The organism is Rhodococcus sp. NPDC058505 (assembly GCF_042720095.1).
Lineage (GTDB): Bacteria > Actinomycetota > Actinomycetes > Mycobacteriales > Mycobacteriaceae > Rhodococcus_G.
The window spans coordinates 53,227-73,619 of record NZ_JBHXNB010000005.1 but is presented as its reverse complement, the minus strand read 5'-3'; the positions used below and the strand labels follow the sequence as shown (position 1 = coordinate 73,619).

Annotated in this window: 15 protein-coding genes; 5 read left to right on the top strand and 10 right to left on the bottom strand. The window is 71.4% G+C overall.

Going from position 1 to position 20,393, the window contains the following annotated elements:
- The 3 genes from ACFWPA_RS05765 to glf all read right to left on the bottom strand — a co-directional run.
- Positions 1–424, bottom strand: a 424-nt coding sequence (locus tag ACFWPA_RS05765) for a phosphatase PAP2 family protein (RefSeq protein WP_378569817.1), incomplete at its 3' end; no start/stop codon positions are given.
- On the bottom strand, positions 408–2,327 hold the full coding sequence (locus ACFWPA_RS05760) for a glycosyltransferase (protein ID WP_378569816.1): 1,920 nt from the start codon (positions 2,325–2,327) through the stop codon (positions 408–410). The genes ACFWPA_RS05760 and ACFWPA_RS05765, both read right to left, overlap by 17 nt.
- Positions 2,324–3,544 carry a UDP-galactopyranose mutase gene (gene glf / locus ACFWPA_RS05755; RefSeq protein ID WP_378507599.1) on the bottom strand — a complete coding sequence of 407 codons (1,221 nt, stop codon included), beginning with the start codon at positions 3,542–3,544 and terminating at the stop codon, positions 2,324–2,326. The genes ACFWPA_RS05760 and glf overlap by 4 nt, the downstream gene beginning before the upstream one ends.
- 118 nt (positions 3,545–3,662) lie before the next feature.
- Between glf and ACFWPA_RS05750 the strand changes: the two genes are divergently transcribed.
- On the top strand, positions 3,663–4,472 hold the full coding sequence (locus ACFWPA_RS05750) for an arylamine N-acetyltransferase (protein WP_378507598.1): 810 nt from the start codon (positions 3,663–3,665) through the stop codon (positions 4,470–4,472).
- Positions 4,473–4,538: 66 nt separating this feature from the next.
- Positions 4,539–5,273 carry a VIT family protein gene (locus tag ACFWPA_RS05745; protein WP_378569815.1) on the top strand — a complete coding sequence of 245 codons (735 nt, stop codon included), beginning with the start codon at positions 4,539–4,541 and terminating at the stop codon, positions 5,271–5,273.
- Here the strand turns inward: ACFWPA_RS05745 and ACFWPA_RS05740 are convergent.
- The 3 genes from ACFWPA_RS05740 to ACFWPA_RS05730 form a co-directional block, all read right to left on the bottom strand.
- The gene (locus ACFWPA_RS05740; protein WP_378569814.1) at positions 5,249–5,830 is read right to left on the bottom strand and encodes a TetR/AcrR family transcriptional regulator; all 582 of its coding nucleotides are present in this window, start codon (positions 5,828–5,830) and stop codon (positions 5,249–5,251) included. The two genes, ACFWPA_RS05745 and ACFWPA_RS05740, sit on opposite strands and share 25 nt — an antisense overlap.
- On the bottom strand, positions 5,827–7,062 hold the full coding sequence (locus ACFWPA_RS05735) for a cytochrome P450 (RefSeq protein WP_378569813.1): 1,236 nt from the start codon (positions 7,060–7,062) through the stop codon (positions 5,827–5,829). The genes ACFWPA_RS05740 and ACFWPA_RS05735 overlap by 4 nt, the downstream gene beginning before the upstream one ends.
- Before the next feature lie 111 nt (positions 7,063–7,173).
- Positions 7,174–8,700 carry a SpoIID/LytB domain-containing protein gene (locus ACFWPA_RS05730; protein ID WP_378507594.1) on the bottom strand — a complete coding sequence of 509 codons (1,527 nt, stop codon included), beginning with the start codon at positions 8,698–8,700 and terminating at the stop codon, positions 7,174–7,176.
- Positions 8,701–8,945: 245 nt separating this feature from the next.
- Here ACFWPA_RS05730 and ACFWPA_RS05725 point away from each other — a divergent pair, with 245 nt between their 5' ends.
- The gene (locus ACFWPA_RS05725; protein ID WP_378569812.1) at positions 8,946–11,099 is read left to right on the top strand and encodes an N-acetylmuramoyl-L-alanine amidase; all 2,154 of its coding nucleotides are present in this window, start codon (positions 8,946–8,948) and stop codon (positions 11,097–11,099) included.
- Positions 11,100–11,141: 42 nt separating this feature from the next.
- Here the strand turns inward: ACFWPA_RS05725 and ACFWPA_RS05720 are convergent, their stop codons facing one another.
- Positions 11,142–12,563: a GTPase gene (locus ACFWPA_RS05720; protein WP_378569811.1), complete on the bottom strand. Its 1,422-nt coding sequence runs from the start codon at positions 12,561–12,563 to the stop codon at positions 11,142–11,144.
- Positions 12,560–14,350, bottom strand: a complete 1,791-nt coding sequence (locus tag ACFWPA_RS05715; RefSeq protein ID WP_378569810.1) for a dynamin family protein — start codon at positions 14,348–14,350, stop codon at positions 12,560–12,562. Before ACFWPA_RS05715 ends, ACFWPA_RS05720 begins: the two co-directional genes overlap by 4 nt.
- Positions 14,351–14,572: 222 nt before the next feature.
- On the opposite strand from ACFWPA_RS05715, the gene ACFWPA_RS05710 reads away from it, so the two are divergent.
- A complete protein-coding gene (locus tag ACFWPA_RS05710; protein ID WP_378507590.1) occupies positions 14,573–15,829 on the top strand; it encodes a hypothetical protein in 1,257 nt (418 codons plus the stop codon).
- A 45-nt stretch (positions 15,830–15,874) separates the two neighbouring features.
- On the opposite strand, the gene ACFWPA_RS05705 is transcribed toward ACFWPA_RS05710, so the two are convergent.
- Positions 15,875–17,062, bottom strand: a complete 1,188-nt coding sequence (locus ACFWPA_RS05705) for a winged helix DNA-binding domain-containing protein (RefSeq protein ID WP_378569809.1) — start codon at positions 17,060–17,062, stop codon at positions 15,875–15,877.
- Positions 17,063–17,105: 43 nt separating this feature from the next.
- Positions 17,106–19,595, bottom strand: coding sequence for an aminopeptidase N (gene pepN / locus ACFWPA_RS05700; protein ID WP_378569808.1), 2,490 nt, complete (start codon positions 19,593–19,595; stop codon positions 17,106–17,108).
- 330 nt (positions 19,596–19,925) lie between these two features.
- Here pepN and ACFWPA_RS05695 point away from each other — a divergent pair, with 330 nt between their 5' ends.
- A complete protein-coding gene (locus ACFWPA_RS05695; RefSeq protein ID WP_378507587.1) occupies positions 19,926–20,342 on the top strand; it encodes a hypothetical protein in 417 nt (138 codons plus the stop codon).
- The last annotated feature ends 51 nt before the right edge of the window (positions 20,343–20,393 follow it).

The window sequence follows — 20,393 nt, the reverse complement described above, 5'->3', positions numbered from 1 at the left end:
GCACGCCCAGCACCAGCCGCGACAGCAGCATCGGGGGCACGAGCACCGCGGGCAAGGGTAGCCCGGTCAGCCGACCGAGCAGCACCGCGGCGGCGGTGGTCGAGGTCGCATGCGAGGACGGGAAGCTCAGCTTGCTCGGCGTCGACACGTTGACCTGGACGGACGGGTCGTTCGGCCGGGGCCTGCGGACCACTCGTTTGATCACGATGGACGCGGCGTGCGCGCCGACCGCGCCGACCGCGACCCCCGCCCACTGCCTGCGACGGGGCCGGTCCAGCGCGGCGCCGACACCGGCGATCGCGATCCAGCCGAGGGCGTGTTCACCGAAGTGCGACAGGCCGCGAGCGGCCGCAACGACCTCCGGGCGCGCGCCGATCGTGGACTGGACCCGGTTCAGGATCCTGACCTCAGATGCCGAAGACACGCTCCCACCTCTCCTTGCTCGTCAGCGACGGCACCGCGGCGGCGTACTCGTCCTTGAGTTCGGGGAACCGTCGGGCCAGCTCGCGGCGCAGGCGCATGGCCTCGGTGAGCAGTCCCCAGGCCTGCCGCGGGTCGCGCTTGCGGTAGACGACGCCGCGACCGTCGGCGGTGGTGACGGTGACGCCGTCCACCTGCGAGAGCAGGAACCAGCGGGCGTCGAGGGTCGGCACGTTCAGCTGCGGGCGCTCGTGGTGTTCCTCGTGCGCCGGCTTCGCATTGTGGACCAGGCCCTTCCCGAGCCGGACCAGCTTGGCGAGCGGGTTGCCGGGGTCACCGACGGCGCCGACACCGGCGCCGGACGGCAGCGGCAGCTCCGTCGATGACGGCAGCACGACCGCGTCCGGGTACTCCCTGCGCATCGCGTGCACCTGGCCGAGCGCGGTCGGCAGCAGGTCGAAGATGTGCTCCGGGCCGCCGAGGAAGTCGCGGATCGCCTGGTTCTGGATCGCGACGGTGGAGTACTCGAGGCACAGCAGGTGCTTGAGGGTCGCCTTGACCGTGTTGACGACCATGCCGCGGCCGTTGCCCGGCATGTGCAGCGCCGCGACGACGAGACGGTTGCGCAGGTGGAAGTACGCCTGCCAGTCGATCGCGTCGTCCTTGTCGGACCAGGCCATGTGCCAGATCGCGGCGCCGGGCATCGTCACCGTCGGGTAGCCGGCGGCGCGGGCCCGCAGCCCGTACTCGGTGTCGTCCCACTTGATGAACAGCGGCAGCGGCTGGCCGATCTCCTCCGCGACGACCCGCGGGATCATGCACATCCACCAGCCGTTGAAGTCGACGTCGATGCGCCGGTGCAGCAGCTTCGAGTTCTCCCGGTCGCCGAGCGGGTAGCGGGAGAAGTCGTGGTCGTACTCGACGTTCGGGGCGGCGGACCACATGAAGATGGACCGGTTCACCACCTCGCCCATCGTGTGCAGGTGGCTGCGTTCCTGCAGGTTCAGCATCTGCCCGCCGACGAGCATCGGGGACTTCGCGAACCGGGACAGGGCGAGGGCACGCAGGATCGAGTCGGGCTCGATCTCGATGTCGTCGTCCATGAACAGGATGTGCTCGGCGGTGGTGGTCTTCAGCGCCTCGTACATCACCCGGCTGTAGCCGCCGGAGCCGCCGAGGTTGGCCTGGTCGTGGATCGCGAGCCGGTCGCCGAGGACCGCGGCTGCCTCCGCGAATCCGGGCTCGTCGCGGACCTTGCGGGTGCCCTGGTCCGGGATGATCACGGCGTCGATCACGTCGAGGACCAGCGGGTCCGAGCCGAGCGCGGTCAGCGCCTTCACGCAGTCGGTCGGCCGGTTGAACGTCGGGATGCCGAGGGCGACCCGACCGGCGCCGGGCGCCTCGATCGGCGCGTACCAGCCCGCGGCGACCAGGTCGACGTCGGTGTCGGTGGTGATGTCGAACCAGATCCAGCCGCCGTCCTCGAACGGCGCCAGGTCCACCTCGAACTCCACGGTCGTCGGATCCGAATCCCCGCGGAACTCCTTGCCCTGCACGTGGATTCGCGACGAGTCCGCCTTCGAGCGGTAGACGTCGACGCGGCCGTGTCCGGTCAATTCCAGCCGCAGCACCACCGACGTCAGGATGCTCCAGCGCCGCCAGTAGCTGGCCGGGAAGGCGTTGAAGTAGCTGCACATCGACACCTCGGACTCCGCGCCCAACGACAGCGAGGTGCGCGAGAGCGAGTGCGCCCGACGGGAATTGGTCGGCGACTCCTCGAGGTAGAGGGTGCGGACGTCGAGCGGCTCACCGGCGCGCGGCAGGATCACCCGTTGCAGCAGCGCCGTGCCGAGCAGATCCGGGGTGTCGACGAGCGCGTCCTGGTCCATCACGTGCTTCGGGGTCATGCCTCCACCCCGCCACCGAGCGGGGCACCGGACTCCAGGTGCGGGCGCAGCGTGTTGTCGAACATGCTCAGCGCGCTCGCGATCGCCATGTGCATGTCCAGGTACTGGTAGGTGCCGAGGCGGCCACCGAACAGCACCTTCGCGTTCTCGGTCTCCGCCTTCGCGCGCAGCCGGTAGGCCTCAAGCTTGGTGCGGTCCGCGGGGGTGTTGATCGGGTAGTAGGGCTCGTCGGTGGACTCGGCGAACCGGGAGAACTCCCGCATGATCACCGTCTTGTCGGCCGGGTACTCGCGTTCGGGGTGGAAGTGCCGGAACTCGTGGATGCGGGTGTACGCGACGTCGGCGTCGTTGTAGTTCATCACCGGGGTGCCCTGGAAGTCGCCGGTCGGCAGCACCTCGGTCTCGAAGTCGAGGGTGCGCCAGCCCAGCTCGCCGTCGGCGTAGTCGAAGTACCGGTCCAGCGGTCCGGTGTAGACGACCGGGGCGTCGGGGCTGGCGGCGCGCAGCTCGTCGCGGACGTCGAACCAGTCGGTGTTCAGGCGCACCTCGATGAGGTCGTCCTTCGCCATGTTCTCCAGCCACGCGGTGTAGCCGTCAACGGGCAGACCCTCGTAGGTGTCGTTGAAGTACCGGTTGTCGAAGGTGTAGCGCACCGGAAGGCGGGTGATGTTGCCTGCGGGCAGGTTCTTCGGGTCGGTCTGCCACTGCTTGGCGGTGTAGTCCCGGACGAACGCCTCGTAGAGCGGGCGCCCGATCAGGGAGATCGCCTTCTCCTCGAGGTTGGACGCGTCCTTGCTGTCGATCTCGGCGGACTGCTCGGCGATCAGCGCGCGCGCCTCATCCGGGGTGAAGTACTTGCCGAAGAACTGCGAGACCAGCCCGAGGCCCATCGGGAACTGGTAGGCCTGCCCCTTGTGCATCGCGAAGACGCGGTGCTGGTAGCTGGTGAAGTCGGTGAACTGGGTGACGTAGTCCCAGACCCGCTTGTTCGAGGTGTGGAACAGGTGCGCCCCGTACTGGTGAACCTCGATGCCGGTCTCCGGCTCGGCCTCGGAGTAGGCGTTGCCGCCGATGTGGTGCCGTCTGTCGAGGACAAGGACCCGCTTGCCGAGTTGGGTCGCCGCCCGCTCGGCGATCGTGAGTCCGAAGAAGCCGGACCCGACGATGATCAGGTCGTACTGGCCGGAGGTCGCGGAGTCTGGGGATACGGAGGTCACGGGCAACCAGGGTATCGGAAGCCCGCAACGGCGCCGCGGCTCCGCCGCCCGTGCGCGATTTTCACCCCGACCGGGGTACAAATCACGCACGGTGCGGCGGACCGCATACCGTGAGGGCGTGACCCTCGACCTCGACGCCTACCTGTCCCGGATCGGCCACACCGGCGATCGGTCCCCGACCCGCGCGACACTCGACGCGATCGCGGCCGGGCACACCCGCTCGATCCCGTTCGAGAACCTGGACCCGTTCCGGGGTGTGCCGAACCGGCTGGACCTGCCGTCCCTGCGGGCGAAGCTCGTCGACGGTGGCCGCGGCGGCTACTGCTTCGAACACGGCCTGCTGCTGCGGGCGGCGCTGCTGGACCTCGGATATACGGTCACCGCGCTGGCCGGGCGGGTGCTGTGGGGGTCCCCGGACCCGCACGCAATCACTGGCCGCACGCACATGCTGCTGCTCGTCGACCTCGACGAGGAGCGGCGTGTGATCGACACCGGCTTCGGCGGCATGACGCTGACCGGCACCCTGCGCCTCGAACGCGACACCGTGCAGGACACCCCGCTCGAGCCGTTCCGGCTGGTCGACCTGGACGGGGACTGGGCGATGCAGGCCCGGATCGGCGACGAGTGGCGCACCACGTACCGTTTCGACCTGCACCCGCAGCAGCCGATCGACTACGAGCCGACCAACTGGTACCTGTCGACGTGGCCGCAGTCGCGGTTCGTCACGATGCCGATGGCGGCGCGCGCCACCGACGATCGCCGCTACGCGCTGGCCGGTCGCAGGCTGACCGTGCACCACGCGGACGGCAGCACCGAGCACTCGCCGATCGACGACGCCGCCGCCTTCCGGACCGTCCTGGAGCGGGACTTTCTGATCGACGCCGCGGGTCTCGACGGCCTTGACGCCGCGTTCGCGCGCCTCGACTGATCCGCCGGACTTCGGGCAGGCTTACATTGCTGGCCGGATGCCGTTGACGCCGATAGCGTTTCGGTCATGAGCACCGATGTGCACGCACCCGGCGACGGCGACCCGACGCCCACCGAGCCACCTGCTCAGGGCCTGTACGCGAAGCTGAACTGGCTGCGGGCGGGCGTGCTCGGCGCGAACGACGGCATCGTCTCGACCGCGGGCCTGGTGGTGGGTGTCGCGGCGGCGACGACCGAAAGCGGCCCCATCCTCACCGCAGGCCTCGCCGGGCTCGCGGCGGGCGCGGTGTCGATGGCGCTCGGCGAGTACGTCTCGGTGAGCACCCAACGGGACACCGAACGGGCACTGCTCGCGCGGGAACGCGCCGAACTGCGGGACACCCCGCAGGACGAGCTGCGGGAGCTGGCGGACCTGTACGAGGCGAAGGGCCTGGCACCGGCCACCGCCCGGCAGGTGGCGGAGGAACTGACCGCGCACGACGCGTTCGCCGCGCACGCCGACGCGGAGCTGGGCATCGATCCGAACGACCTGACGAATCCGTGGCAGGCGGCGGGGTCGTCGGCGGTGTCCTTCACGATCGGCGCGATGCTGCCGCTGATCGCGATCCTGGCGACGCCGCAGCCGCTGCGGATCCCGGTGACGTTCGTCGCGGTGCTGGTCGCCCTCGCCCTGACCGGCAGCATCAGTGCCCGACTCGGAGGATCCCGCCGGGCCCGCGCCGTGCCCCGGGTGGTGCTCGGTGGCGCGCTGGCGATGGTGGTGACCTTCGCGATCGGTCAGGCGTTCGGCACCGTGGTCTGACCCGCCGCCAGGGCGGGCACCACGAACTGCTCGACCAGGGCCCGCTCCTCGTCGGCGTCCGCCGCGGGAACGGTGAGCAGCGACACGATCACCCGCACCACCCACCGTGCCTGCCGCGACAGATCCGTCCCGTCGGCGCCGGACGCGCCGGCGAGGAAGGCCGCGCCGAGCACCTCGATCACCTCCGAGGTGCTCGCCAACTCCGACGCGATCCCGGCGTCCTCGACCGCGAACCAGACCGCGAGGGTCGGGGTTTCCCGCACCTGCCGGACGGCGGCGAGAATCGCGTCGGCGATCCGGCGTTCGGGGTCGGGGATGGCGGCGACCTCGGCGGCGACGCGTTCACCGACCCGGCGCGCCTCCCGGTGCACGAACGCGCGGTGCAGCGAGCGGCGACCGTCGAAGTGGCGGTACAGGGTGGCGCGTGAACATCCCGCGGCGGCGGCAATCTCGGCCATCCCGGTGGTCGCGACACCGCGCCGCACGAACAGGTCCGCCGCCGCGTCCAGGATCCGCTCCGCGGCGATCCCGGACCGCTCCTCCCGCAGCCAGGTCACGGGCGCACCCGGAACGGGACGTGCAGCGGACGCCGGACGTAGTTTCCTGGCGCGTAGACGATTCCGTCGACGTCCACCTCGAAGTCGGGGCACCGGGCGAGGAGTTCCTCGAGCGCAACGCGGGCCTGCATCCGGGCGGCCGCGGCACCGAGGCAGTGGTGGCCGCCGTGACTGAACGTCATGATCTGACGCGGCGCCCGCAGCACGTTCAACTGCTCCGCGTCGTCGCCGTACATTCGCTGGTCGCGGTTCGCGGAACCGTAGACCAGCAACGTCTTCCGGCCCGCCGGGATGGTGACGCCGTGCAGGGTGACGTCGCGGGTGGTGGTGCGGGCGAGCCCCTGCACCGGCGACGTCAGGCGCAGCAGCTCGTCGACGGCGTCCGGGATGCGGGACGGGTCCTCAAGGAGCAGCGCCCGCTGGTCGCGGTGCAGGGTGAGCAGCGCGGACGATCCGCCGAGCATGCCGGTGGTGGTGTCGTTACCGCCGGTGACCATCGTGAACGCGAACCCGAGGATGGACAGCAGCCCGGAGAGGTCGCCGTCCGCGCCCATCCCGGCGGACACCAGGTGGGAGATGGTGTCGTCGCCGAGCTCCCCGGTCGCGGCCTCGGCGTGCCTGCGGGCGATCAGCTCCCCGAAGTACCCCATCAGCTCGCCGACCGCGTTCGCCGCGGCGAGCGGGTCGCCGGTCGCGTTGGCCGCGACGATCGCCTCGGTCCAGCCGTCGAACCGGCCGCGGTCCTCCTCCGGCACCCCGAGGTAGTGCGCGACCACCATCGACGGCAGCGGCTTGAACAGCTCGGTGACGATGTCGCCGCCGCCTGCCGCGCGCAACCCCTCGATGCGCTCGACCACGAAGGCCCGCACCGCAGGCTCCACCGACTCGACCTGACGCGGCGTGAAACCGCGGGCGACGAGCTTGCGGAAGTCGGTGTGCTGCGGCGGGTCCTGCATCACCAGCGGCGGATTGTCCCGCAGGCCGATCTTGTCCAGTTCGCCGTAGCTGGTGGTCAGCCCGTCCGCCGACGAGAAGGTCTCGTGGTCGCGGGCGGCGGCGAACACGTCGGCGTGCCGGGTCAGCACCCAGTAGTCGTGCTGCGGGGTGGACGCGGGCACCACGTGGTGGACCGGGTCGTGCTCGCGCAGCGCCGCGTACATGCCGAACGGGTCGCGCCAGGTCTCCCCCGTGGGCGGAACGTAGGCCACACTGCCGGACATTATCGTCGTCATGTGTCGAGAGTGAGACAGATGCTCGAATATGTCAACCACCCCGAACTGTGCGTGATTTTCACCCCGGTCGGGGTGAAAATCACGCACGGGCGGCGCAGCCGCTTGGCTGGGTCAGCTGGTGCTGCCGAGACCGGGGAGACCGGGGAGCTCGGAGATCACCACGCTCGCGTCGATGACCTGCGGACCGAGGGCGGGCGTCCACACGATCGCGCCGCCCTCGAACATCCGGAACCGGCCCGCCTCGTCCGGCATAGACATCTCCGGGCCGATGGGGTCACCCAATGCCCCTGCCGGGCCACCGATCTCGGCGTACTTCTTCTCGATCTCGGTGGGGGCGGGCGGTTCGCCGGGCGCGGTCGGCGGCAGGTCCGGGGCCGGGCCCGGCGCGGCACCGGGCGCGACGAGCCCCTCGGTGACGGTGAACCAGTCCGACTTGAGGCCGAGCTTCGTCCGCGCCTCCTGACCGGACACCCGGGCGGTGCCGCCCGATCCGGCGACCTCAAGGTCGGTGACCCGGCCGCCGTCGGCGCCGAGGTTGTTGCGGCCGACGACGGTGATCGACCGCAGGTCGCCGACGCCGAACGCGCGACCGATCTCGCCCGCGGTGAGGGTCTGCGTCCAGTCGTGCGTCGGCGAGAGGGTGTCCCCGCGATCCTCGACGGCCGCGAACTCACCGCCGGAGGTGTATCCGCCGGTGGACGAGGAGAACTCGGCGGAGACGGGTTGCCCACCCCGGGTGATCACCTTGCCCGCGGTGGTCCGCACCGCCTCGGTGGTCCGGTCGTCCTCCCGGCTCGACCCGCCGTAGACCTGACAGTCCTGGGTGTCGCAGGTTTCGGCGTAGGGATAGCGATGCTCGGCCGCCGCGTAGGAGCGGGCGGCGATCGCCTGGGCGCGCAGCGCCTCCTTCCCGCCGCTGTCGGCCCAGTCGGCCTTTGCCTCCACCGGCACCACCCCGAGGAGGTAGTCCTCGAGGTCGAGGTTGTTGAGGACCCGGGACTCGACACCGTCGAGCGCGACGCCGAGCGATCCGCGGAAAGTGTTGCCGCCGCACAGTTTCAGGTGTTCGTTCGCGGGCCGGTCCGGGGACAGGTCGATCGGGTCCACCCATGGATGGTCGGTTGCGCCCTGCCACACGACCGCGCCGTCGCACCCCTGGGTGACGACGACCGCCGCGCCGCCGGGGGTCGCGGTCAGGTGCACGGCCTCGCCGGGCGCGACGTCCCGGCCCGCCACCCGCGCCCCGGCATCGGAGTAGGCGCCGAGCCCCTTGCCGTCCAGCCCGACGAGCCGGACCCCGATCCGCCGGTCGGTGACGTCGCCGAGCTCGGTGCCGCCGTAGTAGTGGCCGACGATCCGCTCGGCGGACCATCCGTCGTTCTTGGCGTACCCGTAGGCACCCCACTGCCCCATGCCGCGGCCGTGCCCGTGGCCGTGGCCGGAGATGGTGAACGGGGTGTCGGCGGCGACCACGGGCATCACCGCCGGGTCCCCAGAGTCGACGAGGAGGGTCCCGACCGCGCCCGCCGCGACCAGCGCGGGCACCACCCCCAGGGTCAGCGACCGACGGAGCGGGGAGGTGCGCCCCCCGCGATCGGATCGTCTCCGCGGGGCTGATGTGCGACGGAGTTTCGCCATGGCCAGGTCTCCTCGTCGACGGAGTTGTCCCCGGGTCCTCGTCGGCCGAACGGTCGACACCCGGACATCGAGCAAAGTCTCAATCTAAAGTTGAGGCTTAGGTAATCTGTGGCTAGTGTTGCAAGAGTGCTCGGCATTGGCAACATCTGTCACATTGGTAACACCAGTAACACCGTCGGGTCGGATGTCACCATCCCGGCAGCCGGCGCAGACCGCACACGCCAGTAGCAACCGAGGGAGCCGTTTTGCCGCACCGTCGACCGAAGTCGTCGATCGTCCTGGGGACGGTCGCCGCCGTGGCCATCGCCGCCCCGTTCGCGGTTTGGGGCGTGTCCAGTACGTCGGGCATCCGCTCGACCAGCGACTCGTCGCCGGTCGCGGTCCCAACCCAGATCGCCGAGATCGCACTCGCCCAGATCCCCGACATCGTCGTTCCGGTGAAGGAACTGACCGGGCTCGATCTGCCCGACCTGCGCCTGTCCGACCTGAAGAAGCTGCCACTCCCGTCGGAGATCGCCGTCCCGCAGGGCCTGCCGCTGCCCGAGGGCATCACCCTCCCGGAGACCATCACCCTGCCGACCGAGCTGCTGCCGTCGGCGCCGTCGGACGTCGCCGAACCGGTCGCCCCCGCGCCAGCGGAGAACGGCGCCCCCGCGCCAGCGGAGGAGCTCGGCACCGCGGTCAAGGAGATCGTCCGCGACACCCCGTTCAGCATGATCGCGCTGACCTCCGAGCTCGGCGCGACCGCGGCCAAGGTCCGGGCCCGGCTTGCCGACGGCTCGTGGGGTCCGTGGTTCGCGACCGAGCAGCTCGAGACCGGCAAGAACGATCGGGCGGCGGGCGGAAAGACCGGGACCGAGCCGGTGTACGTCGGTGACACGACCGCGGTGCAGGTGCTGGTCACCAAGGCCGCGGAGGCGGTCGCCGGGACGCCGAGCGGATCCGCCGACGCGGCCCCCGCCGGGGTAGCGCAGCCCGCCGATCCCGCACGGCCGAACGTGCTGACCCCGACCGACCCGTCGAAGGACCCGATCGCATTCGCCCCGGCCGCTGTCAGCACCCCGCTGCGCGCGCAGGACCCGGCGCAGGCGTTGGCGGACGCGGTCACCGCCGTCCTCATCCAGCCGGGATCGGGGGACGCGGACGCGTCGCTGTCCGACATCGCGACCTCGGTCGGCGGGTCCGGCCCGCGAGTGATCACCCGCGCCCAGTGGGGGGCCGATGAGTCGCTGCGCTGCGACGGCCCGACCTACGACGACAGCCTCGGCGGCGCGACGGTGCACCACACCGCGGGCAGCAACGACTACACCCGCGCCGAGTCGGCGGGGATCGTCCGTTCGATCTACGCGTACCACGCGCAGACCCTCGGCTGGTGCGACGTCGGATACAACGTGCTGGTCGACAAGTACGGCCAGATCTTCGAGGGCCGGGCGGGCGGCCTGGATCGCAACGTCCAGGGTGCGCACGCGGGCGGATTCAACGAGAACACCATGGGCATCGCAATGATGGGCGACTTCTCCACGGTCAGCCCGCCGCAGGCGACCGTCGACGCGGTCGGCCGGTTCCTCGGCTGGCGGCTCGCCAAGGCGGGCCTGGACCCGCAGGGGCGCACCACGATGTGGTCGGAGGGCACCGAGTTCACGCCGTACCCGCAGGGCGCGGCGGTCGACCTGCCGATCATCTTCGCGCACCGCGACGTCGGCAACACCAGCTGCCCCGGCGACTCCGCGTACACGAAGATGAACGAGATCCGGGCCATCGCGAAGGCCAACCCGGACGGTGGCTCCTCGAGCGGGTCGGGTGTCCTCGCCGCTGCGCCCGCCAACCCGGCACCGGACGCGGCCCCGCCCGCTCCCCCGGCCTCGGGCGGTGCCCTGCCCTTCGACACCGGATCGGCCGACTCGGTCGTCGCCCTCGTCGACGAGATCCTGAAGCTGACGGATCAGTCCCCGATCGCGCAGAAGTGGATCGCGGAGGGCGGCGACACCGGACGGCTCGGCGCCGCGCTGACCGGGGAGTTGCCTGCCAAGGCGGGCAACCTGCTGGTGAAGTTCGCGAACGGGGTGATCGCGACGTCACCGAACGGCGGGGTGTGGACGGTGCTCGGCAAGATTTACGAGACGTGGCAGCAGAGCGGGCTCGACGCGGGCACGCTCGGCCTCCCGATCAGCGACGAGTACGCGGTGCCGGACGGCATGCGGGCCGAGTTTGAGAAGGGGTCGCTGATCTTCAACGAGGTCACCGGCGTGGTGACGACCGTGCTCCGGGCGTACAACGGCGCGGCCGCCGACGTCGCAGCACCGGTCGCGGGGTCCGCCCCGCAGGCGCCCGCCCCCGCCGAGGCACCTGCTCCGGCACCCGCGGAGGCACTGGTTCCGGCACCCGCGCCCGCGGGCTGACACCCGATTCCCTCTCGGCCCGCTGAGGATCCGTTCGGATCCTCAGCGGGCCGAGAGCATGTCCTGGTAGGCGGCGATGACCGTCACCAGCGCGGTGTCCTCCGCCGCAGACTGGGTGGAGAACGCGGCCCGCTGCTGGGCGTCGGCGAGGCGCTGCTGGGCGGTCGCCCGGATCAGCGCCGGGTCGGCATCGGCGGCCAACCCGAGCCTGCCGCAGGCGGTGTCGCCAGCCAACAGGTCACGCACCTCGTCGACCAGCGGCGACTCGGGATCGACCTGGAGCAGCCGCGCGAGATCCTCGAGCAGGGTCACCTGCCGCAGCGCGGGCGCCGACCGCATCTGGTGGGCGATGGTGCGGATCTGGTCCCGCGCCGGATGCTGATACGCGAGCCGGTCGAGGCGGTCGAGGATCCGTCCCGCCCTGTGCCACACCGCGACCCGCCCGATCGAGGCGTGCATCAGCCGCCGCAGGTCCTCCACACCGGAACGCTCCGCCAGCCACGCCCCCAGCGCGGCGGCGCCCGACCGGGCGACGCCGCGGCCGTGCAGGATGCCGTACTCACCGAGCAGGTCGAGCAGTCGGTCCCGGTCCGCGGGGGTCAGCGGGGCCGGGTCGTCGGAGTCGAGCAGGTCCACCAGGTCCAGCGGGTGGTACGGGGCAAGGCCCGCGAGCAACTGTGCGTCCCGCTCGGTGAGCGCGCCGGTATACGCCGTCTGCGCCATCAACCCCGAGATCGGCGTCACCGCCGTCGCCGTTCTGGCAAGTCGTCGCCCCAGCTCCGCCGCATGCGACCTCGCCAGCACCAGTGGATCCTGTTGCCCGAGGGCACCTTCCCCGAATCCGTCGGCCCGGGAGAGCACTCCGAGGACGTTCAGCGGCGTGAACGGCAGCGTCCGGAGGAACTCGAGCTCGTCGGCGCGCGGCGTCGCGTCGAACAGGAACACCGCGGCGTCCGCGTCGACGGAGGCGGTCCTGGTCTGGTCGACACCGTCGATCAGCGCGCGGCGGGTCGCCGCCTCGTTCGGCGTGGTCAGCGTCGCCAGCCCCGGCGTGTCGATCAGGGTCACGTCCCGGATCGCCGCCGACGGCAGCCATCGGTGCACGTGCCCGACCTCGGCGGCCGGGATCGGCAACGCCATCTCGGCGCCGGGTGACACCGCGACCGGGCGGCGCACCCCGTCGAGTCCGACCACCTCGGCCCGGGACGGTGCCCCGTCCTGGTAGATGGTGACGACCTTCGTCGCCTCCAGCGCGGCGGTTTCCGCGACCGGCGCCCCGATCAGCGCGTTCACGAGCGTCGACTTCCCGGCCTTGAGCCGGCCGACGATCACCACCCGCGGCGGCGACCAGAGGATCGCGCCGAGACCGTTCGCGTGGTCGGCGAGATCCCCGCCGAGCGCGGCGAGCCTGCGCAGCCCGTCGTCCACGACCGCGTGCACCGGGTCGTGGCCCGCCCGCGTCATCGGGTCACCGCCCCGACCGGCGACTGGGCAAGCAGTTCCTCGAGTTCGGTGATCCGCTTGCCGACGATCCGGCGGTTGTTCTGCAGCCGCTCACGGGTTTTCGTGCGGCTCGCCTCGTCCGAGGAGGCGGCCTGCTCGGCGGTGCTGATGGTCCGACGCAGGTCCTCCAGGGTGCGGCGCAGGTGGCTGCGATAGCCGATCACGATCTCCGGCCGTGCCTGCGCGACCGCGCCGTCCAGCAGCCTGCCGACGGTGACCTTGGTGGTGCCGATCGTTTCCCGCAGCCAGGTCAGCAGGTTCGCCTTCCCCGACCGGATCGCGCGGTGCCCCAGGTTCACCCCCACCCACACCGTCCCGACCACCGCACCGATTCCGACAACCGCGGACAGCCCGATCAGGCCGCCGAGCGTCGACGACCCCACCACGCCCATCGTCAGCAGCGCCGGGTCGATCAGACCCTGCCGACGGCTCGCCACCTGATGCGACTCGATCGTCCGGTCCCGCATGGAGTCGACGATCCGGCCGCACAGGTCCTCCCACAGCACCGGGTCATCGCCGAGCCGCGGCTGGTACACCTCCGCGTGCAGCCGCTGCAGGAAACCGGCGAGCGTCTCGGCCATCGCCGCCTGCAGGTCGGCCTGCATGTCGGCGACAAATTTCTGTGGGCTGCGCCGCAACACCTGCATGCCATGCGAATTCACGTATGTCGTCCACTTGTCGCGGATTTCGTCGAGTCGGCGGTCGAGATCGTCGGCGGACTGCTGGCGCACCAGGGTGATGTCCCGCGCGAGGTACTGCTCCCACTGCCGGGAATGCTCCTCCAGTTCGGTCAGCCGGTCGCGTTCGGCGGTGAGACCGGGCAACCGGTCGGCCGCATCGTCGACCGCGGCCAACTCGCCGTCCACCCGGGTCGCGACAGTGCGCAGCCCCTCCAATGCGGTGCGCAGCGCGTCGGCGGCGGGCAGGGCCGACGCGGCGGCGAGACGGTGATGGATCTCGCTGCGCAGCAAGCCGATTCCGCTGACCTGCTCGAGGTGCGCGCGTCGTGCCGGGTCGGGGTCGTCGGCGGCGAGGACACCCCGCAGGCTGGACACCCCGATGACGGGCACCGCCCGCTGCAGGTGTTCGCGCAGCAGCCGCTCGTTCTCGGCGACGATCGGCCGCCAGCGGCGCAGGTTCTTGTCGGTCTTCGTCACCGCGACCACCAACGCGTCGACGGACGCGGCCGCCTCCCTCGCGAAGGCCATCTCCGGCGCCGTCAGCGGGCTGGACGCATCACACACCAGCACCAGCACGCACGCCTGCGCGGAGGTCTGGGTCGCCAACGCCGCCAGGCCGGGTTCGAGGCCACCGACGCCGGGGGTGTCGATGACGGAGACGTCGCCGAGCGCATGCCCGGCCAGTGGCACCACCGCCGCGGTGGGCAGCGACTCCGCGTCGGGATCGCGGACCCCCGCACCGTCCACGGTCACCCACCGATCCAACTCGGCGACCGGGATCCGCCGTGCCCCGCCGGGGGTCAGCAGCGTCGCCGTCCCGTCCTCGCCGTCGACGTCGGGGACGACGCTCACCGTGACCGACGAGGTGGTGTCCACGCCGACCGGGCACAGGTTCCGCCGCCCCACCAGCGCGTTGACCAGCGAGCTTTTGCCGCGGTTGACCTCGCCGACGACGACCACCGTCCGGTGCTGCCGGTCCGGGTCGTTCTTCCTCGTTGCGAGGTCGGCGAGCTCGTCGAGGCCGTACGCGCGGAGCACCTTCCCCGCCGCGGCAACAACCTCCGCCACACGCTCCGGCGTTGGAGCGGAGTCGACACCACCCACGATTCCCCCTCGTCCGCCCGGCTGCCAGCTGCGCACTTACACTAACGGCCGTTCCGAGGGGGCCCGGACGTGGGCGCTAGCGCGCTGACCGCGGCCGCCGGGAACATTTCGCCGCCCGGCCGCATCCAACGTGCGAGACCCAACCACCCGGCCGGGTGGACATCGACACCCAGAGGGGACAGCGCAGTGCGACTTCGAGGATGCAAGCTGATCGTGGCGGCGGCCGTGACCGTCGGGGCGGTCGCCGGATGCGGAGGCACCGAGGCGACGGACCCGCAGTCGGAGGAGACCACCGCGACCGCCGAGACCGCAACGGCCGAGGTGGATCCGGCGGCGCTGGACACCGGCGACTACCCCACCGACCCGGCTCCCGCGTTCGGCAACGCGACCCCGGAGGAGGTGGCGCCGGTCGACGGTCAGCGGATGGCCGAGTTCGTCGTCGCCCCGTGGGAGGTCGACCCGGAGTTCAACGATCCGACCCTCCCGACGTTCGTGGTCCGCAACTACAAGATGCTCAAGGGCACCCTCGACGAGAGCGTCTACGAGGTCCCCGCGAACGCCTCGTCCGCGATCTACGGCTTCGTCACCTCGGCGCGGACCTCGACCGCTGGCGATCGGGCCGGGACCGAACGGGCCCTGACGAACCTGGTGATGCGGTACATCGACCCGGCGGCCGCCGCCGCCGCGGCCGGGCAGATGGCCGAGGCGTCCGCGGCGCGCCCGGGGAGCACGGCCGTGGACATCCCCGGCCTGCCGGACTCGCACGGCATCAGCAGCACCGCGGTGGCCGGCGAGGTCGAGCTCGCGGCGTTCACCCCGCACGGCGAGTACGTCCTCTACTCCTGGGCGAGCGCGCCGCAGGACCGGGCCGACGAGGTGGAAGCGACCCTCGCCCGCATCGTGGAGCTGCAGGGACCGCTGATCGACCGGTTCCCGCGGACCCCCACCCGGTCCCAGAACGGTGGCGAGCGCCCCCAGCTGGAGGTCGACCAGAACGACATCCTGATCTATGCGATCCCGGCGGCGGCGGACGCGCCTGCCGGCGACGCGGACCGCGGCGTGTACGGCCCGCGCGGCATGTCGCACTTCTACGCCTCCCCCGCCGAGATGTACCGGACCCTGTCCAAGCACGGCTCCGAGCACAACGCGATCTACAAGACGACGGTGTACCGGGCGTCGACCCCGGACGACGCCGCCGCGATGCTCACCGAATTCGACGGCCTGAGCCGGTCCAACGGGTGGACGACGATCCCCAGCCCGGCGGGCCTGCCGAATGCCAGCTGCCTGACCAAGACCACGCAGAGCGCCGACCAATACTCCTGCTCGGTCCAGGTGGGCCGCTACATCGGGGAGGCAAGCGGCCTCGATGACCGCACCGACGTCTACCGGCAGATCTCGGCGCAGTACCTGATCCTGACCAAGGCCGACCAGGACGCGCGGTAGCACGCCGCCGTTCCGGGCACCGCCGATGCCCGGAACGGCAGCCGGTCAGGCGAACTGCTTGGACAGCGGGGACGGGAAGCGCAGCATCACCCGGACCCCGCCCAGCCATTCGGTGAGCGCGTCGGCCTCCGCGGCGAGCGCCCGCTCGGCCTCGACTCCGACGTCCTCGAGCAGGTGCACCACCACCCGACCCGCCTCGTCCTGCCACCAGCCGCCGACGATCCGCCCGTCCCACCACGCGGTGGGTCCGGCGTTGCCGACACTGTCGAACAGCGGCTGCTGGTAGGACCCCAGGTACCAGTCGCGCTCGCGCCACCCCATCGTCGTCGGGTCCAGACCCGGCAGCAGCGCGGCCCACGGCTCGACCGCCCCGACGGGCGCCAGGTCGTCCGCGAGCAGGTAGCCCACCCCGCCGTCGAGGTCCACCCGGGCGACGTCCAGCACCGACAGCGCCTGCCGCACGGCCGTCAGGGTCGAACCCAGCCACCACTTCAGGTCGGCCTCGGTGCCCGGCCCGAACGCGCGCAGCCATTCGGCGACCAGGCGCGCGGTGCCGTCCCCCTCGGGGACCGACGCGATCCGCGACCCGAGCCACGATTCCGTTGTTGCCCAGCGGTTTCGGGACGTCCACCAGGACCCGTCGTTGCCGGCGCGCACGACGAGGCCCTCCGCGGACAGCACGGTCAGGACGCGCGGCCCGATCGACATCTTCCCGCCCCAGCTCTTGCCCTCCCCGTGCACGATGGCCCCGGCGAGCACCGGAATCGCCGCCTTGAGCTCGCGGTAGGACACCGGCCCGGCGCCGTCGGCGAGCGCGCCGAGCACCGCGGCACCCGCCTCGTCCAACCATCGGGCGCCGTCGCCGAACAGCCCCGCCTTCTCCACATCGCGGACGAGGCTGCGGCGTTCCCGGTCGGCGACCCGGCCGCTCGCCCCGGCCTGCGCGGCGGGCAGCGTCTCGCGCGGGAAGACGAATTGGGTGCGGCGCATCGCGAGGTGCCGGACCAGCGACCGCTCCTCGTACAGCGCCCGATCCAGGTCACCGACCGTCATCCCGTCCACCCGGGCCCGCGCGGACAGGTAGACGGTGGCCGGGTCGGTGGCGTGCAGGCACACCAGGCCGCGGGCCGCGTCGGTCACCGTCGCGGCCCGCTCCCCCGGCGCCAGGTGATGTCGGCGGGCCAACCGGGCCCGCCGCTCCGCGGCGTCGACCCGCCGCACGGTCTCCGGCATCCGCACTCCCCTCGCTGCACTCCGCATCACCAGCCGCTCCAGGTCACCAGGACCGCGCCCGCACCCGCAGGTCCCGCGCGAGGTGATCGCGCTGCTCGACGACGAGTCGGCGCAGCGCGGCTGGCGCGGCGGCGTTGGCGTCGAGCCAGCCGTCCACCGCGTCGAGGGTGTCGGCGGCAGGGAAGAGCCCGACGACGATGCGTCGGGCGATCTCGATGCTCCGCTCCGCCCAGACGTCGGCGAGCACGGCGAAGTAGCGGTCGTCGTGGTCCGCGATCAGGTCCCGCCGCTCCCCCGCCCGGAAGCCGGCGATGGTCGCGTCCAGGTGGTCGTTGGTCAGCGTGGTGTCGGTCAGCGCGGCCGTCACGGCGGCCGCCTTGACGGCGGCGTCCGGTCGGGCGGCCAGCGCGCGCCGGTGGGCGGTGCGCCCGGATGCGGTGTCGTCGCAGGCGAGTTCGGAGTCGAGGTCCGCCGCATCGGCGTGCCCGGTCGCGGCGAGCGCGGTCCACAGCGACCAGCGCAGGTCGGGATCGAGGGCGAGCCCGTCGGGCGCCGGGGCGGTGCCGTCGAGCATCGCGCGGATCTCCCCGGCATACGTGTCGTCGGTCACCGCTGCTGCGGCCGTCGCCCGCGCCAGCACCAGCAGCGAGTCCGACTCGGCGGCCGCGGAGTGCAGTGCGGCCCAACAGGTGTCGAGCCATTCGCGGCGCGCGGCGGCACGGTCCCCGTCGGGAACATAGTGACCGATCGCGAACGCCGCGTTGGCCGTCGTCGCGGTCAGCAACGCCATGTTCGGTTCGGTGGGAGCGAAGCGGCGCGCGGTCGCGAGGTAGCGGTGCGGGTCGAGCTCCCCGTCGCGAGTGGCGTTCCACAGCGCGGACCACACCAGCCCGCGGGCCAGCGGATCAACGATCCGGTTCAGCGACGCCTCGACGGTGCGGACCGAGAACCCACCGAGCCGGACCTTCGCGTAGGTCTGGTCGCCGTCGTTGAGCAACACCAGCGGCGTCTCGGTGAGGTCGATCGGGGTGCGCGGGCCCGCGAGGTCGACGGCCAGGAGTTCGGTGCGCACCAGCGCGCCGGACTCGTCGAAGTCGTACAGGCCGACACCGAGGGTGTGCGGCCGCGGATCGGTCTGCACGATCTCGTAGCGCTTGCGACGCCGCTCCAGGGTGATGGTGGAGACGCCACTGGTCCGCAACCATGCGTCCGCCCACGCCTGCAGGTCGCGCCCGGACTCGGCCGACAGCGCTTCCAGCAGGTCGGCGAGGGTGGTGTTGCCGTAGGCGTGGTCGCGGAAGTAGCGGCGGGACGCGGCGAAGAAGGCGTCCCGTCCGACGTGGGCGACGAGCTGCTTGAGCACGCTCGCGCCCTTCGCGTAGGTGATGCCGTCGAAGTTCAGCTTCGCGGCCTCCAGGTCGACGATGTCCGCGACGATCGGGTGCGTGGTCGGCAGCTGGTCCTGCGAGTACGCCCACGCCTTGCGGCGGTTCGCGAACGCCACCCAGGCGTCGGTCCACTCGGTGGCCTCCGCGCTCGCGAGCGCACCCATGTAGTCGGCGAAGGATTCCTTGAGCCACAGGTCGTCCCACCACTGCATCGTGACGAGATCGCCGAACCACATGTGCGCCATCTCGTGGAGGATCGTGTTCGCGCGGGCCTCGTACTGGGCGGCGGTGGCAGCACCGCGGAAGACGTAGGCCTCGGTGAACGTGACGCACCCCGGGTTCTCCATCGCACCGAGGTTGTACTCGGGAACAAAGACCTGGTCGTATTTGCCCCACGGGTAAGGGAATTCGAACTGATCGTGAAAGAAGTCGAGGCCCTGCCCGGTCACCTCGAGGATGGTGTCGGCGTCGAGGTGCTGTGCCAGCGACGCGCGGCACAGCACACCCAGCGGGACCGTGAGATCGCCGGAGGTCCACGACGAGTCGACGCGGTGGTACGGCCCGGCGACAATCGCGGTGAGGTACGTCGAGATCGGCAGCGTCGGAGAGAATTCCACGCGCTGGCGGTCGCCCGTCTCCTCCCTGGTTTCCGCCGGACGGTTGGAGATCACCTCCCAGCCGAGCGGCGCGGTCACCGCGAAGGTGAACGGCGCCTTCATGTTCGGCTGCTCGAAGCAGGCGAAGACGCGGCGGGCGTCGGCGGGCTCGTACTGGCTGTACAGGTATGTCTGCCCGTCGACGGGGTCGACAAACCGGTGCAGCCCCTCCCCCGACCGGCTGTAGACGGCGGTCCCGCGGACCTCGACGGTGTTGGATGCGGCCAACCCGCGCAGCGCGATGCGGGCGCCGTCGTAGTCGACGTCGGCCGACACGCCGTTGACGGTGACCGCCTGCACCGAGCCGCCGAGAAAGTCGAGCCAGGTCGCGTCGGCGGCGGCATCGAACTCCACGGTGGTGACGGTCGGGAAGCCGGGGACGCCGGCGTCGGGCGCGGACGTCAGGTCCAGCTCGACCCGGTAGGAACGGACGGTGATCGCGGCGGCACGGGCTGCGGTCTCGGCACGGGTCAGGTTCGCGGTGCTCACCCGATCGATCCTGCCAGGCCGAGTAATGAAGAACCCTCCACAACTCGGGAACTACCCGTTCCCCGCTCGCCGACCTGCGGTTTCCGTCCCCTGTCCCCCGCCCGAGCGGGGCGCGGCATGCCCTGCGAAGGACCTAGTTGTTGGAGAGTTGTTGCAATAGCTTTCCAACAACTCTCGGGTTTGTCGGTAGCCTGTGCCGCAGGACAACACCTGCCCCCGCGCCGTCCGCGTGGCCCTGGATGCGATCCCGACACCGCCTTCGTAGCGGGCCTGGCTGTCCTGCGAGGCCGGTTCGGATCCGAGACTATTGACGCCGTCAACACTCTCATCGTGCTTCGGTACCTCTCGCGTGCACCACTGATGACGCTCCGGCAGGTCTGCGCCCAGACACAAACCGGCACCGCCGAAGCAACACAGATCATGGAGTGGCTCAACGAGGTCGGTGTCGTACAGACCCTCACCGAACGTGGTGACGAATGGGTACTGACCTCGGCGGCGCGGAGGGCGCTTGGTGGAGCGCTGGCGACGGACGTTGCCGCCGTGTCGGTCCAGGAATGGATCGAGGAGCGCCTGCGCGCAGGGGAGGTGGTTACCAATCGTGACGTCGTCGCCACCGGCGCCGACGGCCGGGAGGTCACCGGCCTGTTGACCTCTCTGCGCCAGTCGGGACGCGCGGTCAAGGATCCGAATGGTCCCAAGCGCGGGCCCGGCGTCCGATGGATCGCGCCCAGTTCGCCTCGTTCCTGACTCATCATGCGGACACCGGGGCGCGGTATACCCCTATGGGTATATTGGGAG

Coding starts and splice junctions, on each gene's coding strand:
- ACFWPA_RS05720 (WP_378569811.1), bottom strand. CDS start 12,563: ATGACGCGGGCGGGCCACGACCCGGTGCACGCGGTCGTGGACGACGGG.
- ACFWPA_RS05760 (WP_378569816.1), bottom strand. CDS start 2,327: ATGACCCCGAAGCACGTGATGGACCAGGACGCGCTCGTCGACACCCCG.
- ACFWPA_RS05730 (WP_378507594.1), bottom strand. CDS start 8,700: ATGGCGAAACTCCGTCGCACATCAGCCCCGCGGAGACGATCCGATCGC.
- ACFWPA_RS05705 (WP_378569809.1), bottom strand. CDS start 17,062: ATGCCGGAGACCGTGCGGCGGGTCGACGCCGCGGAGCGGCGGGCCCGG.
- ACFWPA_RS05735 (WP_378569813.1), bottom strand. CDS start 7,062: ATGACGACGATAATGTCCGGCAGTGTGGCCTACGTTCCGCCCACGGGG.
- ACFWPA_RS05745 (WP_378569815.1), top strand. CDS start 4,539: ATGAGCACCGATGTGCACGCACCCGGCGACGGCGACCCGACGCCCACC.